The organism is uncultured Bacteroides sp. (assembly GCF_947632445.1).
Classification (GTDB): domain Bacteria; phylum Bacteroidota; class Bacteroidia; order Bacteroidales; family Bacteroidaceae; genus Bacteroides.
In genome coordinates this window covers 1-17,376 of sequence record NZ_CANRPM010000060.1, presented here as the reverse complement: position 1 = coordinate 17,376, position 17,376 = coordinate 1, and the positions used below count along the sequence as shown (strand labels likewise).

Here is a 17,376-nt window from a genome sequence, read left to right as displayed (position 1 = left end):
CATACAGTGTTTCCTCGCATCTTCATGCAGTGCTTTCTTACGGTGCCGGAAATTTTTTCTTATCCCTCTCTGCATTTTTCTTTCTATCTTTTTATTTTATATCCAAGCAATTTTTGTAATTTTGGCAAAAATCTAATGTGAAGAGGAATTACGTATAGAGAATAAAGAAAATAAATTAATATATAACTCCTATAATATGGAAAACAAAATTCAAAAACTGACCGACAAAATTTATCGCGAAGGGGTCGAGAAAGGGAATGAAGAAGCCCGCAAGTTAGTATTGGAGGCCCAGACTGAAGCGAAGAAAATTGTAGACGGGGCTCATAAGGAGGCCGAACAGATTTTGGCCAATGCACGTAAATCTGCTGACGAGTTGTCAGAGAATACGAAGTCTGAATTGAAGCTGTTTGCAGGACAGGCCGTAAATGCTTTGAAGTCTGAGATTACTTCCGTAGTAAGCGGAGCAATTGTAGATGCAGACGTAAAAGCTTTTGCGGAAAATAAGGACTACCTGAATGCCTTTATTGTCGCATTGGCCGAAAAATGGAGTGTGGACGAGCCTATTGTCATTTCTACAGCCGATGCAGAAGGCCTTAAGAAATATTTTGCTTCAAAGGCAAAAGCTCTTTTGGATAAAGGCGTCAGCATTGAGCAAGTGAACGGCATCAAGACATTGTTTACTGTGTCACCGGCAAGCGGAGCCTATAAGGTGAACTTTGGTGAAGAAGAGTTTATGAACTACTTCAAAGAGTTTTTGCGTCCCCAATTAGTGGAAATGTTATTTTAAAATCCCTGTCAGGATATGAGTAAATACTATTACTTGGTAGCCGGTTTGCCCGATTTGGCTTTGGATGACAGCAAACTGAGTTATACGGTAGCAGATTTCAAGACAGAGTTTTATCCTTATTTGTCAGATGCGGATAAAAAGTTGATAGACCTGTTCTATTTGAAGTTTGACAATGCGAATGTATTGAAACTTCTCAAAGACAGGGATGCGGTGATTGATACTTGCGGATTGTATTCGGCGGACGAGCTGTCAGACTTTATAGTCATGCTGAAGGACGGTGACGAGGTACCTGACCGTGCATTTCCTTCCTACCTTTCTGTATTTATTTCCGACTCTTTCAATCAACCGACCGAGGAGGTGAATTTCTTGCCGGAGAACCGTTTGGCCGGATTGTATTATGCTTATGCTATGAAGTGCAAGAATCGGTTCGTTTCCGACTGGTTTGGTTTCAATCTCACGGTCAACAACATTTTGGTTGCACTTACAGCCCGCAAGTATAAGTTCGAGGTTGCCCCCCTGATTGTGGGCGATACCCGTATCTGCGAAGCGTTGCGCACGTCGACTGCACGCGATTTCGGTTTGGGTGCCGAGATTGATTACCTGGATCAGCTGATGAAAATCAGTGAGGTAGAAGAGTTGGTTGAACGTGAGAAGAAGATAGACCAGCTACGTTGGGACTGGATGGAAGAAGCAACTTTCTTCAATTATTTTACCATTGAACGTTTGTTTGTATTTTTGTTGCAGCTTGAGATGATTGAGCGTTGGCTTTCTTTGGATAAAGAGCGTGGAAGCCAGCTGTTCCGTAGTATGATCGAAGCATTGAAAGACGAAGTACAGATACCCGCTGAATTCAGATAAATAAAATTGTTTATATTATATGGCAACAAAAGGAACTGTTAGTGGCGTAATCGCCAACATGGTGACGCTTGTCGTTGACGGCCCGGTGGCACAGAATGAGATTTGTTACATCTCTACCGGGGGCGACCGTCTGATGGCAGAGGTTATCAAGGTTGTAGGTGCCCAAGTATATGTTCAGGTGTTCGAAAGTACGCGTGGACTGAAGGTAGGTGCTGAAGCCGAATTTACCGGACACATGCTCGAAGTGACGTTAGGACCGGGTATGTTGTCCAGAAACTACGATGGTTTGCAGAACGACCTGGACAAGATGGAGGGTGTCTTCCTGAAGAGAGGCCAGTACACTTATCCTTTGGACAAGGAAAAGAAATGGCATTTTGTTCCCTTGGTAAAGGCAGGCGATGAAGTGGAAGCCGCTGCCTGGCTTGGAACGGTGGAAGAGAATTTCCAGCCGCTTAAGATTATGGTGCCTTTCGCCCAAAAAGGCATTTGCACGGTGAAGTCGATTGTCTCGGAAGGCGATTATACCATCGAAGATACGGTTGCAGTGCTGACTGCAGAAGACGGTAGTGAAGTGAAGGTCAACATGATTCAGAAATGGCCGGTAAAGCGTGCCATGACCAACTACAAAGAAAAGCCCCGTCCTTTCAAATTGCTGGAAACCGGCGTCCGTGTGATTGATACGGTGAACCCCATTGTGGAAGGTGGCACAGGGTTTATTCCCGGCCCGTTTGGTACCGGTAAGACGGTGCTTCAGCACGCCATCTCCAAGCAGGCAGAGGCAGACATCGTAATCATAGCTGCCTGTGGTGAGCGCGCCAATGAGGTTGTGGAAATCTTTACTGAGTTTCCTGAACTGGTAGACCCGCATACAGGTCGTAAACTGATGGAACGTACCATCATCATTGCCAATACTTCAAACATGCCGGTGGCTGCCCGTGAGGCTTCTGTGTACACGGCCATGACCATTGCCGAATATTATCGCAGCATGGGCTTGAAGGTGTTGTTGATGGCCGACTCTACTTCCCGTTGGGCGCAGGCCTTGCGTGAGATGTCCAACCGTATGGAGGAACTTCCGGGCCCTGATGCATTCCCGATGGATTTGTCATCCATCATCTCCAATTTCTATGGGCGTGCCGGTTATGTGGTGTTGAACAATGGTGAGACCGGTTCCATTACCTTTATTGGTACCGTATCGCCTGCCGGTGGTAACCTGAAGGAACCTGTAACCGAAAATACGAAGAAGGTGGCCCGCTGCTTCTATGCTCTTGAGCAGGATCGTGCCGACAAGAAACGTTACCCTGCCGTAAATCCTATTGATTCGTATTCCAAATACATCGAATATCCTGAATTTGAGGATTATATCAGCAAGCGTATTAATGGAGAGTGGATTGGCAAGGTGAACGAAATCAAGACCCGTCTCCAGCGTGGTAAGGAAATAGCCGAACAGATCAATATCCTAGGTGATGACGGTGTGCCTGTCGACTATCATGTCATTTTCTGGAAATCGGAGTTGATAGACTTCGTGATTTTGCAGCAGGATGCTTTCGATGAGATTGATGCCGTAACTCCGATGGAGCGTCAGGAGGAAATTCTGAATATGGTTATCGAAATCTGCCATACGGACTTCACTTTCGACAACTTCAACGAAGTGATGGATTACTTTAAGAAAATGATCAATATCTGCAAGCAGATGAACTACTCGAAGTTCAAGTCTCCCGAATACGAAGCATTCCGTCAGCAACTGCAGACGTTGATCGAAGAGCGGAAGGCATGATTGAATTTTGAGAACACGAATATTAAATTGCTAAGTATTTGAACAATGGCAACAAAAGCATTTCAAAAAATATATACCAAAATAACTCAGATTACGAAGGCTACCTGTTCGTTGAAAGCTACGGGAGTAGGGTATGACGAGTTGGCAACCGTAAACGGCAAGCTGGCACAGGTGGTGAAGATTGCCGGAGACGAAGTGACCTTGCAGGTATTCGAAGGTACCGAAGGTATTCCCACCAATGCCGAAGTGGTATTCTTGGGTAAGGCGCCTACGTTGAAGGTGAGCGAACAGCTTGCCGGACGTTTCTTTAACGCTTTCGGCGATCCTATTGACGGAGGACCGGAGATTGAAGGACAGGAAGTGGAAATCGGTGGCCCGTCGGTGAACCCCGTCCGTCGTAAGCAGCCGTCCGAGCTGATTGCGACCGGTATTGCCGGCATCGACTTGAACAATACGCTGGTGTCCGGCCAGAAGATCCCGTTCTTTGCCGACCCCGACCAGCCTTTCAATCAGGTTATGGCCAATGTGGCTCTTCGTGCCGAGACCGATAAGATTATTCTGGGCGGTATGGGTATGACGAACGATGACTACCTTTATTTTAAGAATGTATTTTCCAATGCTGGTGCGCTCAGTCGTATTGTCAGCTTTGTGAATACGACAGAAAATCCGCCGGTAGAACGTCTGCTTGTTCCCGATATGGCTCTGACGGCTGCCGAATATTTCGCTGTGCAGCATAACGAGAAGGTGCTGGTACTTCTGACCGATATGACTTCTTATTCCGACGCATTGGCCATCGTGTCCAACCGTATGGATCAGATCCCGTCGAAGGACTCCATGCCGGGTTCGTTGTATTCCGACTTGGCCAAGATCTACGAGAAGGCCGTGCAGTTCCCCAGTGGAGGTTCTATCACGATTATCGCCGTGACCACCCTTTCGGGAGGTGACATTACGCACGCCGTGCCCGATAATACCGGCTACATCACCGAAGGTCAGCTCTTCCTACGTCGCGATAGCGATATTGGTAAGGTTATCGTGGATCCTTTCCGTTCTTTGTCTCGTCTGAAACAGTTGGTTACCGGTAAGAAGACTCGTAAGGATCATCCGCAGGTGATGAATGCTGCCGTCCGTCTGTATGCCGATGCTGCCAACGCCAAGACCAAGCTGGAGAACGGTTTCGATCTGACTAATTATGATGAGCGTACACTTGCTTTCGCCAAAGATTACTCCAATCAGCTGCTGGCCATCGACGTCAACCTCGATACGACTGAGATGCTCGATGTGGCCTGGAGCTTGTTCGGCAAGTACTTTAAGCCGGAAGAAGTGAACATAAAAAAGGAACTGGTCGATCAGTATTGGCCGGCCGGCAAGGCAAATTAAAGGATCATAAAGAATGGCTATTAAGTTTCAATATAACAAGACCTCGCTCCAGCAGCTTGAAAAGCAACTGAAAGTGCGGGTGCGCACCCTTCCTATCATTAAGAATAAGGAGAGCGCCCTGCGCATGGAGGTGAAGCGTTGCAAGACCGACGCTCAGGTACTGGAACAACGGTTGGAAAAGGAAATACAAGCTTACGAAGCCATGTTCGCTCTATGGAATGAGTTTGACAGCTCGCTGATTAAGGTCAGTGATGTACATTTGGGAGTTCGCAAGATTGCCGGTGTACGGGTACCCCAGTTGGAGTATATAGATTTCGATATTCGTCCGTACAGTCTGTTCAATGCTCCCAAGTGGTATGCCGACGGCCTGAATCTGCTGAAAGAGCTGGCCCATACAGCCATCGAGCGTGAGTTCACGGTTGCCAAGTTGAACTTGCTCGAACATGCCCGTAAGAAAACCACCCAAAAAGTGAACCTTTTCGAGAAAGTACAAATCCCCGGCTATCAGGATGCCCTGCGCAAGATTAAGCGGTTCATGGAAGATGAAGAAAACCTGTCCAAGTCTTCGCAGAAGATTATGAAGTCCCATCAGGAAAAAAGGAAGGAGGCAGAGGCATGATTGTAAAAATGAAGAAGCTCACATTCCTTATTTATCATAAGGAGTACGAACAGTTCCTTGAGCAGATCCGTGAGTTGGGAGTCGTACATATTGTAGAGAAGCAGTGTGGCGAAATGGACGATCGGTTGCAGCGTTTCATGCAAAAGCGTGCGCTGTACAAGAATACGCTGAATGCCATGTATAATCTGGCCGGTAAAGACCAGTCCGCAACGGTGCGTGCGGGTGTTTCTGCCGACGAAGTGGTCAGCGCATACGAAGATTTGCAGTCCCGCATCCAGGAACTGGGCCAGAAACTTCCCCAGTTGGACAAGGACATTGCACAGATGCAGGTTTGGGGTGATTTCGACTGGGCCGGTGTTCGGAAACTTCGCGGTGCGGGCTGGTATATTCAGTTCTATTCCTGTACGGATAAGGAATATGACGAAGCTTGGGAGGCCGACTATAACGCCGTCCGTATCCGGGAGCAGGGTGGACATATTTATTTTGTGACCGTTACGCCTGGTCCGTTGGAAGGACTGGACATGGAGCCACTTCGTCTGCCGTCTGCTGGTTTGTCCGAGCTGTTGGCCCGGAAGGCCGATACAGAGTCGCAGATAGAACAGGTACAGGCCGATTTAAAGGCGTTCTGCCAGGCCAACTGCAAGACGCTCGAGCAGGGAAGCCTGTTGCTTCAGGGAGATATAGACCTGCTGAAGGTGAAGCTCAACAGCGAACAAAGGGCCGACGGTGCGGTCGTCCTGTTGGAAGGATGGATTCCCGTTGACAATGAACCCGAAGTGAAGCAACTGTTGGACAGCAGCGGTGTCTACTATGAGATTCGGAATGCTGCCAGGGGAGACAATGTGCCCATCAAGCTGCGCAATAATGCCTTTACCCACATGTATGAGGTACTGACCAAGATGTACGGTATGCCCGACTATGCCGAGTTCGACCCGACTCCCGTCCTGGCCCCCTTCTTCTCTCTGTTCTTCGCTTTCTGTATGGGCGATGCCGGTTATGGCGTCGTACTGATCATTTTGGGCTTTATCCTGAAGAAGAAACTCTCCAAGTCGTTGAACGGTATGATGAACTTGGTCATTACGCTGGGTATCTTTACGACAGTCATCGGTGCTATTCTGGGTACCTGCTTCGGTGTCAATCTGTTCAATCTCGAACTGTCTGAATCCATCAAGCAATTCATGGTTGTCGGAAAGATAGGTGAGACCACTTACGATAAGCAGATGCTACTTGCCCTTATCATCGGTGTGATCCATATCAGCATTGCCATGACGGTGAAGGCTGTAGGCGAAACCGTCCGTTACGGTTTCAAGGAGTCACTCAGCTCGTGGGGCTGGCTGCTGTTGGTAGTCGGTGGCGTATGTATCGGCAGTCTTTCGTTCTTCGAAGTCATTTCGGAGCGCGTATCTACCTGGGCGTTCATCATTGTCGGCGGTGTGTCGGCCATAGGCATCTATTTGCTGAACAACCTTCATCGCAATGTGTTGGTCAATATCGGTGCCGGTATTTGGGATACGTACAACATGGCCACAGGCCTTATGGGGGATATACTTTCCTATATCCGTCTGTATGCCCTTGGGTTGGCCGGCGGTATGTTGGGCGGTGTGTTCAATCAGCTTGCCTTTATGGTCAACGATGCGGCCGGACCTGCTTTGGGCTGGTTGTTTTGCGGACTTATTTTAGTATTCGGTCATACCCTGAACATCGCTATGTCCTGTCTGAGTGCGTTTGTCCACCCGCTTCGTCTGACATTCGTCGAATATTTCAAAAATTCCGGTTACAGCGGAAAGGGAGAGGAATATGCTCCTTTTACTACGGTTGAAAACAAATAAGATTAGAAACAAATAAAAACAGAAACATTATGAATGAAATTTTAGGTTATCTCGGTTTGGGCCTGATGTTGGCTCTGGCAGGTATTGGCAGTTGCTTTGGTACGACAATCGCAGGAAATGCGGCAGAAGGTGCATTGAAGAAAGATCCTTCCAAGTCTGCCAGCTACATGATCTTGTCCGCCCTCCCTGCTACGCAGGGTTTGTATGGTTTCGTGGCATTCCTGATGTCCATGGGACGCAATTTTACAACAGAAGGCCCACTGATGCTGGGCATCGGTTTGGGTGTCGGTCTGGTATGCTTGTTCTCCGCCATTCGTCAGGGACAGATTTGTGCCAATGGTATCGTGGGTATTTCCCAAGGCCATGACGTACAGACCAATACCATGATCTATGCAGCTTTGCCCGAATTCTATGCAATTCTTGCGTTGGTGGCTGCTCTGATGGTATAATTACGTTAATTTCAAGAAACAGACTTCCCCTGCTTCTGCTGTCTTTCCGGGACAGTAGGGAGGCAGGGGTTTTCTTTTTTGCACAGATGCTTGTTTCCTTTTCTTATTTTTTCAGTTAAAAAGGTTATTTTTCAAAGAATAATTGTGTACTTTTGCGTCCGTTTTTAAGAGTAACGTAATTAGGTTATACTGAAGTTGCGTCAGCCGGTTTGTTTGTTATAACGAGGCTGTGCGCCATCTGAATGAGATTTTAGGGATATGAGTAAAGGATTGTTGACCCCCGACTATATTTTCGAAGCAAGTTGGGAAGTTTGTAATAAAGTGGGGGGCATATACACGGTGTTATCTACACGGGCCAAAACATTGCAGGAGCAATTCCGTGATAGAATATTCTTTATAGGGCCGGACTTTTGGAAAGGGAAAGAAAATCCTCTTTTCATAGAATATGATAACCTTTGTGTAGCATGGAAGGAATATGCTGCTTCACATGATAACCTGTCTGTCCGGGTAGGCCGTTGGAACGTTCCGGGTGAACCGATTGTCATCTTAGCCGACTTCTATCCTTTCTTTGCGCAGAAGAATGGCATCTATACGGAGATGTGGAATCGGTATCAGGTCGATTCGCTGCACGCATACGGCGACTACGACGAAGCATCCATGTTTGCTTTTGCTGCCGGGAAGGTGGTTGAGAGTTTTTATCGCTACAACCTGACGGACACGGACAAGGTCGTTTTCCAGGCACACGAATGGATGACCGGCATGGGAGCCCTTTACTTGCAGGCAGCCGTGCCCGAAATCGCCACTGTTTTCACCACCCATGCCACGTCGATCGGCCGTTCCATTGCCGGCAATGGAAAGCCCCTGTACGATTATCTTTTTGCATACAACGGCGATCAGATGGCGCAGGAACTGAATATGCAGTCCAAGCATTCCATCGAAAAGCAGACAGCCCATTACGTGGACTGTTTCACTACGGTGAGCGAAATCACCGGCAACGAATGCAAGGAATTGCTCGATAAGCCCGCCGACGTCATTTTAGTCAATGGCTTTGAGGATGGATTTGTACCGAAAGGTTCCGCCTATGCCGGCAAGCGCAAGCGTGCCCGTGCGTTGAAGCTCCGCTTGGCCGGTTGCCTGGTAGGCGAGACTTTTTCGGACGAAGATACGCTCATCATTTCTACCAGCGGTCGCTACGAGTTCAAGAACAAGGGCATCGATGTCTTTCTGGAAGCCCTGAACCGTCTGAATCGCGACAGGAACCTGAAGAAGAAAGTACTGGCTTTTGTCAATGTGCCCGGTTGGGTGGGAGAACCTCGCGAAGAATTGCAGCAGCGCATGAAGAGCAAGAATACGTTCGATACACCTTTGCAATGCCCTTTCATTACCCACTGGTTGCATAACATGACCCACGATCAGGTGCTCGACATGCTGAAATACTTAGGCATGGGCAACCGTTCCGAGGATAAGGTGAAGGTCATCTTCGTCCCCTGTTACTTGGATGGCAAGGACGGCATTTTCAACAAACTCTATTACGACCTCGTGTTGGGCAGCGACCTCAGTGTCTATCCGTCCTATTACGAACCCTGGGGCTACACTCCGTTGGAGAGCATTGCTTTCCATGTGCCCACCATTACGACGGACTTGGCCGGCTTTGGCCTTTGGATCAAGAGCCTGAAGAAAGTACATGGCATCGACGAGGGCGTGGAAGTGCTTCACCGTTCGGACTACAACTATTCCGAAGTGGCCGACGGCATCAGGGACACCATCACCGCTTTCTCTGCCAAGACTCCTGCCGAAGTGCGTGAGATCCGCAAGCGGGCTTCCGCCGTGTCCGAACTGGCATTGTGGAAACATTTCATCACGCACTATTATGAAGCCTATGATTTCGCCCTGCGTCGTGCAAAAGAGCGTCTGTTGAATCCGTGAAACGAATGAAAAAAGAATATTCATCAAATATCATATACAATGAAAATAAAAGTTAGTAATGTAAACACTCCGAACTGGAGAGATGTGAATGTAAAGTCACACATTCCGGCCGAGTTGGAGAAATTGTCTGAAATGGCACGCAACATCTGGTGGGCATGGAACTATGAAGCTACCGAACTGTTCAGAGACCTTGACCCTGCTTTGTGGAAAGAGGTGGGACAGAATCCCGTGCTTTTGTTGGAACGTATGAGCTATGCGAAACTGGAAGCGCTTGCGAACGATCAGGTTATTCTGCGCAGAATGGATGATGTGTACTCCAAGTTCCGTACATATATGGATGTGGAGCCCGACAAAAAGCGTCCTTCTGTGGCCTATTTCAGTATGGAATATGGTTTGAATCACGTTCTGAAAATATATTCCGGCGGTCTGGGTGTATTGGCCGGCGACTACCTGAAGGAGGCTTCGGACAGCAATGTCGACCTGTGTGCGGTAGGTTTCCTCTATCGTTACGGCTACTTCACCCAAACGTTGTCTATGGACGGTCAGCAGATTGCCAACTACGAAGCCCAGAACTTCGGCCAGCTGCCCATAGATTGCGTACTCGACGAGAACGGCAATCAGTTGATTGTCGATGTTCCCTACATGGACTACTATGTACATGCCTATGTGTGGAGAGTCAACGTAGGCCGTATCTCCCTCTATTTGCTCGATACGGACAATGAGTTGAACAGCGAGTTCGACCGCCCCATCACCCACGTCCTTTACGGTGGCGACTGGGAAAACCGTCTGAAGCAGGAGATCATGCTTGGCATCGGCGGTATGCTGATGCTGAAGAAGTTAGGCATCAAGAAAGACGTTTATCACTGCAACGAAGGACACGCAGCCCTCATCAACGTGCAGCGTATCTGCGACTATGTGGCCGAAGGTCTTACTTACAATCAGGCCATTGAGCTGGTTCGTGCCTCTTCACTCTATACGGTGCACACTCCCGTACCTGCCGGTCACGACTACTTCGACGAAGGTCTTTTCGGTAAGTACATGGGCGGTTATCCTTCCCGCATGGGTATTTCCTGGGACGACCTGATGGACTTGGGCCGCAACAATCCGGGCGACAAGGGCGAACGCTTCTGTATGTCCGTCTTTGCCTGCAACACTTCTCAGGAAGTCAACGGCGTAAGCTGGCTGCACGGCAAGGTATCTCAGGAAATGTTCTCTTCCATTTGGAAGGGATATTTCCCCGAAGAAAACCACGTGGGCTACGTGACCAACGGCGTACACTTCCCCACCTGGAGCGCTACCGAGTGGAAGCAGCTCTATGCTCAGTATTTCGATGAGAACTTCTGGTACGACCAGTCGAACGAGAAAATCTGGCAGGCCATCTACAATGTGCCCGACGAAGTAATCTGGAAGACCCGCATGGCGTTGAAGAACAAACTCATAGATTATGTACGCAAGCAGTACCGCGAAACCTGGCTGAAGAATCAGGGCGACCCTTCCCGCATTGTGTCTTTGCTCGACAAGATCAATCCCAATGCACTGCTTATCGGCTTCGGTCGTCGTTTCGCCACCTACAAGCGTGCCCACCTGCTGTTCACCGACCTCGACCGTTTGGCCAAAATCGTGAACAACCCCGACTATCCGGTACAGTTCCTTTTCACCGGTAAGGCTCACCCGCACGATGGAGCCGGTCAGGGACTTATCAAGAGGATTATCGAAATATCCCGTCGTCCTGAGTTCCTCGGCAAGATCATCTTCCTTGAGAACTACGACATGCAGCTCGCCCGCCGTCTGGTCTCCGGTGTAGACATCTGGCTGAATACGCCGACCCGTCCGCTCGAGGCTTCCGGTACGTCCGGCGAGAAGGCTTTGATGAACGGTGTTGTCAACTTCTCCGTGCTCGACGGCTGGTGGCTTGAGGGTTATCGCGAAGATGCCGGCTGGGCTTTGACCGAGAAGCGTACCTATCAGAATCAAGAACATCAGGATCAGCTGGATGCCGCTACCATCTACAGCATTCTTGAGACCGAAATCCTGCCGCTCTACTATGCACGCAACAAGAAAGGCTATTCCGAAGGCTGGATCAAGACCATCAAGAACTCCATTGCCCAGATTGCTCCTCACTATACGATGAAGCGTCAGCTCGACGATTATTTCGAGAAGTTCTACAATAAGGAAGCCAAACGTTTCCGTCTGTTGGCTGCCAACAACTACGCCAAGGCTAAAGAGATTGCCGCGTGGAAGGAACAGGTAGTCGAGAAGTGGGACAGCATCGAAATCGTTTCCTACGAGAAGACCGAAGAGCTTATCAAGGGTTCTATCGAGAGCGGTAAGGAATATACCATCACCTACGTGATCGACGAGAAGGGCCTGAACGATGCCATCGGTCTCGAATTGGTGACTACCTACACTTCTGCCGACGGCAAGCAGCACATCTACTCTGTCGATCCGTTCGAAGTCGTGAAGAAAGAGGGCGACCTCTATACGTTCCAGGCCAAGCACAAGTTGGAGAATGCCGGAAGCTTCAAGGTCTCCTATCGCATGTACCCCAAGAACTCCGACCTGCCCCATCGTCAGGACTTCTGCTATGTGCGTTGGTTTGTGTAATTGGGAATGACGGCTTTTTATTGAGCATACGGAAAGACGGCTGGCCCCGTGGGCCATGCCGTCTTTTTTTCTATTCGCTTCTTTCAAGGAAGGCGTATGGACTGTTTGACAGAAATGAGATGGCAGATGTTTTTTTGTCAATAAGCGATTTTCTGGATGCAAAAGCATGTTTTTATAACTTTTTCTGTTACTTTTGTAGTAAGAATATTTTTGTGAACCTTAATTAAAGCAAATCATTCTATGAAACGTTTCTTTTTCTTGTGTTTTCTATTCTTTTCAGGGATCGTACAGGCTGGGAATATCACCGAGGAGCAGGCTCGGCAGATCGCTGTTTCGTTCTGGCAGTCAGCGCCCGTTACCCGGAGTGGTACCCCGTCGTTGCAGATGGTCTTTCATAGTGAAGATTTAGCGACCCGGTCGTTCGTACAGAGTCCGGCGTACTATGTCTTCGACAATACCGGCGGGCCTGGGTTTGTCATTGTGGCAGGCGACGATGTGGCCATGCCTGTCCTGGGCTATTCTTTCGAACACGAGTTTTCGAAGGACAATCTTCCGGTTAATCTGAAAGCATGGCTGGAGTATATGCGTGGCGAGGTGAACGAAGCGCGGCGTAGCGGAGCAAAGGCCGAAGCCGTAGTTACCCGTGCCTGGAATAATGTTGAAGTCGGCACTCCGGTAGTCGAATTGGAGACAGCCCGTTGGAATCAGATGGAACCTTATAATAAGCTGTGTCCCAAGGTGAATATGCAGTTTACTTATACCGGATGTACGATAACGGCTCTCGCTATCGTGATGCGCTACCATCAGTGGCCCGAAAAAGGGGTAGGCACATTGCCCGGATACCAGACCGAGACGTATAAGGTAACCGTACCCGATCAGCCGTTGGGCCATGCCTACGATTGGAAGAACATGTTGTTGGATTATCCTAATACTGGCTGTTCACAGGCCGAAGCTGCTGCCGTGGCTACGCTGATGCGCGATTGTGGTATCATGTTGCAGGCCGATTTTTGTCCTGTCGGCAGTTCTGGAACGGCTGCTTCCTCTTATTATATTCCGGGCGGGCTGACAACCTACATGGGTTATGACAAGAATATGCGTTTTATTTCACGCAATAATTATAACACATTCGAGTGGAATACCTTGATGCAAGGCGAGTTGGACAGCAATCGGCCGGTCATCTATTCGGGATACAATGAATCGTCCGGGCATGCCTTCGTATTGGATGGCTACACCGACCGGGACTACTATCATGTCAACTGGGGTTGGGGCGGCTATTGCGACGGATATTTCCTTTTGACGGCTCTCGATCCCAGTGGACAAGGAGCCGGCGGCTCGGAAGGTGGTTACAACGAATACCAGAATGCTGTGATTGGCATTCAGAAAGATACGGGCGGAAAGGGCGTTGAAGAATTGCGGTTTATGGAATGTAAAATGATGAATGAACGGTCTGTCAAAGGATTTTCTATAGACGGAACCGTTGTGCCTGGAGAGCCTTTTACGTTATATATGGGAGGTCTGCTTAATACAGGCACAGCAACATTCGCCGGAGAAATCATGTTTGCAGTAACCGATAAGCGGGGGAAGATTGTGGAAGAAGTATATCAGTCAGGATTGGCGAATTTGCCGGCCAACTATTATACTTACTATATTGTCAATGTCACCGTCAACGGCCCCATTCTCCCCGGTTACCGCATCCGGGGCTACTATCGCAGTGAAAACACCCCCGAATGGACGGTGATTCGTGGAAACGAAGAAGATGGCTGTACATGGGATCTGTTGATAGCCGATGAATATTCCGTCGAAGAGACTACCCGGCTCACCTATGATAAGAAGAGCCGTCTGTTGAGAATTCAGGTGAAAGACGGTGTTTCTGTTTCCTTGCGTTCCTCCGATGGCAGCGATTGTAGCGATGAGTGCCGGATTCAGGGAAATGAAGTAACCGTTGACACTTCTCGGCTTCGCGACGGTACCTATTCCTTTACGTTGCAGAAGGGAGACGACCGGAAGACGCTGAATTTCTCCATTGCCAATACAACCGAATAAATCAAAAAAACGAACATACATAAATCGAAGGAATATGAAACGGAACATACATCTTATGATTATAGGGATACTTGGGTCGGTAGCCTGTCTGCTTTCGGCTTGTTCGGACGACCCTGAGAACGGGCAGCCCGAAGCTCCTGTTCTCACTTTCGACGAGGATCGGCAATTCGTGTTCGAAACGGCCGGAGGCCGGGCCGATGTGCATTTCACTTCTACGACGGCATGGACGGCCGAGGTCGACCAGACCTGGTGCAGCGTCACTCCTGCCCGGGGCGATGCTGCGTCTTCGGTGGTCACGCTGGCTGTCACTGCCAACGAAACGCCGGACGAGCGGAATGCCACACTGATTCTGAAGTCGGGAACGGCGACAGCCCGCATGACTTTTGTGCAGAAACAGAAGGATGCTCTGACCGTTACTTCCAACCGTGTGGAAGTGGGTGCGGAAGGTGGAAAAGTGACGATCGAAGTCAAGGCCAATATTGCTTTCGACTGTCAGGTAGACGAAGGGGCGGCCGAATGGCTGAGTGCCGTACAGACGCGTTCGATAACGTCCACCCGGCTCCGCTTCACAGCCGCTGCCAACGAGTCGTTCGACAGGCGGGAAGGAAAGATTGTAATCCGCAGCGGCGAGCTGTCGGAAACCGTCACGGTCTATCAGGCCGGAGAACAGCCCGTCGTGATTCTTACGCAGGACGAATATACGGTAGGCAGCGAAGGAGGCGTCGTGGCCGTAGAGCTTCGCAGCAATGTGCCTTTCCAGATGCGTCTGCTCGACGATGCCGCGTGGCTGAACGAGGCGGTTACCCGTTCCTTATCTACCTATACGCGGCGGTTCGAGGTCGCTCCGAACGAAGAATATGATTATCGTTCGGCACGGGTCGCCTTCTTCAACGAAGAGCTGGGACTGGCCGATACGGTGACCATCACGCAGGTGCAGAAAAATGCCATCCTTGTGGCGCAGGAGAAATATACGGTCGATGCCCTGGGAGGCACACTCGACTTCTCCATCAATGCGAATGTCGATTTCCGGGTTTCACTTTCTGCCGAATGGATTCGTCAGGCCGCTTCCACCCGTGGACTTGCAGAGGTGCCTTTGCGCTTCGTCATAGATGCCAATCCCGGATTGGAGCCGCGCGAAGCCGTCATTTCGTTTACGGCGGGTGAGCTGTCCCAGTCGGTCAAAGTCATACAGCCGGGACGTCAGGACAAGGGCTGGCTGCGCATTGTCCACACCAACCGGACGTTCAGCATCCCGTCCATCAGCGGGCCCTATTTCAGTTATGGACGCATCTCGTGGGGTGACGGACAGGAAGAAACCTATCGGGGAAAAGCGGTTCATATGTATCAGAACGAGGACGCTCACACGGTGTCTGTCGAACTGTTGGGAGCGGAAGAAGTATCTTTGCCCGATTTGGTTGGAGTTACCGATCTGGATTTGACGCAGTTCTGAGGAGGACGTGCAGGAAACTTGGTAGCATGGAATAAATTGATAAATTAAGATTTTATGTTTCATCTTAATTTATTTCTCATGTTATCAACTGCAAAATTGAAAATCCGTCCTCTCCCCGGAATAGGGGAGGGGACGCGCCTTTCCGAGAGTTTTATGGGTTATGCGTTGGATCTGATCGGTCGCCTGCGTCTTTCAGGTCATTGCCGCACGGCCGAGTCCTACCTCACGTCGCTCAACAGCTTCATGCGTTTCCGCGAAAACGCCGATGTGTCTTGGGGTGAGATCAATACCGACCTCATGTCGGCCTACGAACACTACCTGCGCCGGGAAGGCATCTGCCCCAATTCCTCTTCCTACTACCTGCGCAACCTGCGTGCCATCTACAACCGCGGCGTCGAAAGCGGCTTGACAGTCCAGAACCATCCCTTCCGCCGTGTCTATACCGGCATCGACAAGACGGTCAAGCGGGCCGTGTCCTTAGGGGTCATCCGCCGCATTCGGGCTTTGGATCTGACGTCCTCCCCGTCGGCGGACTTCGCCCGGGACATCTTCCTCTTTTCCTTCTACACCCGGGGCATGTCGTTCGTCGACATGGCTTACCTCAAAAAGTCCGATTTGAAGAACGGCATTCTCACCTACCGCCGCCACAAGACCGGGCAGCTGCTCCTCATCAAGTGGGAGAAACCCATGCAGGAGATTGTCATGAAGTACGACACCTCCGACACGCCCTATCTGTTGCCGGTCATCAGGGATATGAACGCGGACGAACGGAGGCAGTACAAGAACACCGCGCACTTGGTCAACAACAAACTGAGAAAACTGGGGAGACGATTGGGACTGCCGACGCCCCTGACCTGCTATGTTGCGCGCCACGCCTGGGCTTCCATCGCTTGGAGCAAGAATGTACCGTTAGGAACAATCAGCGAGGCCATGGGACACGATTCGGAGAAAACGACGCGTATCTACCTCGCCTCACTTGACACTTCGGCCGTCGATACGGCCAACAGCCGGATATTGAAAGCCCTCTGAATGGCGCAAAGAAAGACGGGGCACTTGTGTAATTGGAATTTTATAGCAACATAACCCCGTCGAATTTTTATCATTTTTGGAAGATTTGAGGGCCTTAAAAAAGTCCTGTCACCTTAAGTGCCGGATTATCAATAAATTAGTGCGACACCTTAGGGCATTTGGTAAACATTTCCGTGAAAAAATAAAAAATACCTTTCCTTTAAAGGCAGGGTATTTTTTATTATATTTCAAAAAAGTTTGCACGGCCCCTGTCACTGTCGCAGCAACCGTCTGTATATCAGTAAATTGGTGTGACAGGACTGTTTTACCCGTGCCAAAACCCCGTTTTTCCTCCTTTTTTCTTCACGGGCAAATCCTTCCGTTCCGACGCCGTGCCGGCTGACCCTCTGACGAAGTGCTTCGTCACCTCCCCATACAGCACGGCATGACACTCTCACGCAGCACTGCGTCGGAACTTCAGAAAGTGCTGCATGGCAGCGCAAGAAAATCTCTCTCCGACGCTACATTTTTTACGTCATCTCGCAGGAAAAATATGGATAGAATAACCGGCTAAACCGGTATTTCTCTTCATAAGAGAAGTATCGGTGAACTTCAAACGCCTGTCATTCAGCGGACTACGAATATAACGAAA

General features: G+C 49.5%; 12 protein-coding genes. All 12 read left to right on the top strand.

Going from position 1 to position 17,376, the window contains the following annotated elements; genetic code table 11:
* Positions 1-196: 196 nt before the first annotated feature.
* The 12 genes from Q0Z70_RS10860 (at position 197) to Q0Z70_RS10805 (ending at position 16,745) form a co-directional block, all read left to right on the top strand.
* Entirely contained in the window at positions 197-787 is a 591-nt protein-coding gene (locus Q0Z70_RS10860; protein ID WP_298074443.1) for a hypothetical protein, read from the top strand.
* 15 nt (positions 788-802) lie between these two features.
* Complete coding sequence (locus Q0Z70_RS10855) at positions 803-1,645, top strand: DUF2764 family protein (RefSeq protein ID WP_298074441.1); 843 nt, start codon at positions 803-805, stop codon at positions 1,643-1,645.
* Between the two features lie 19 nt (positions 1,646-1,664).
* The gene (locus Q0Z70_RS10850; protein ID WP_298074439.1) at positions 1,665-3,419 is read left to right on the top strand and encodes a V-type ATP synthase subunit A; all 1,755 of its coding nucleotides are present in this window, start codon (positions 1,665-1,667) and stop codon (positions 3,417-3,419) included.
* Positions 3,420-3,464: 45 nt separating this feature from the next.
* Positions 3,465-4,796, top strand: a complete 1,332-nt coding sequence (locus tag Q0Z70_RS10845) for a V-type ATP synthase subunit B (protein ID WP_021848156.1) — start codon at positions 3,465-3,467, stop codon at positions 4,794-4,796.
* Positions 4,797-4,809: 13 nt separating this feature from the next.
* A complete protein-coding gene (locus tag Q0Z70_RS10840) occupies positions 4,810-5,415 on the top strand; it encodes a V-type ATP synthase subunit D (protein WP_298074436.1) in 606 nt (201 codons plus the stop codon).
* Positions 5,412-7,244 (top strand): V-type ATPase 116kDa subunit family protein, encoded by a 1,833-nt coding sequence (locus Q0Z70_RS10835; protein ID WP_298074434.1) that lies wholly within the window; start codon positions 5,412-5,414, stop codon positions 7,242-7,244. Before Q0Z70_RS10840 ends, Q0Z70_RS10835 begins: the two co-directional genes overlap by 4 nt.
* 29 nt (positions 7,245-7,273) lie before the next feature.
* Complete coding sequence (locus Q0Z70_RS10830) at positions 7,274-7,693, top strand: ATPase (RefSeq protein ID WP_298074432.1); 420 nt, start codon at positions 7,274-7,276, stop codon at positions 7,691-7,693.
* Positions 7,694-7,951: 258 nt separating this feature from the next.
* Positions 7,952-9,619, top strand: a complete 1,668-nt coding sequence (locus Q0Z70_RS10825; protein WP_298074430.1) for a glycogen/starch synthase — start codon at positions 7,952-7,954, stop codon at positions 9,617-9,619.
* A 39-nt stretch (positions 9,620-9,658) separates the two neighbouring features.
* Positions 9,659-12,223 carry a glycosyltransferase family 1 protein gene (locus Q0Z70_RS10820; protein ID WP_298074428.1) on the top strand — a complete coding sequence of 855 codons (2,565 nt, stop codon included), beginning with the start codon at positions 9,659-9,661 and terminating at the stop codon, positions 12,221-12,223.
* A 240-nt stretch (positions 12,224-12,463) separates the two neighbouring features.
* Positions 12,464-14,266, top strand: coding sequence for a C10 family peptidase (locus Q0Z70_RS10815; protein WP_298074426.1), 1,803 nt, complete (start codon positions 12,464-12,466; stop codon positions 14,264-14,266).
* Between the two features lie 34 nt (positions 14,267-14,300).
* On the top strand, positions 14,301-15,716 hold the full coding sequence (locus tag Q0Z70_RS10810; protein ID WP_298074423.1) for a BACON domain-containing protein: 1,416 nt from the start codon (positions 14,301-14,303) through the stop codon (positions 15,714-15,716).
* A gap of 153 nt (positions 15,717-15,869) precedes the next feature.
* Positions 15,870-16,745, top strand: a complete 876-nt coding sequence (locus Q0Z70_RS10805) for a site-specific integrase (RefSeq protein WP_298074445.1) — start codon at positions 15,870-15,872, stop codon at positions 16,743-16,745.
* Positions 16,746-17,376 lie beyond the last annotated feature (631 nt).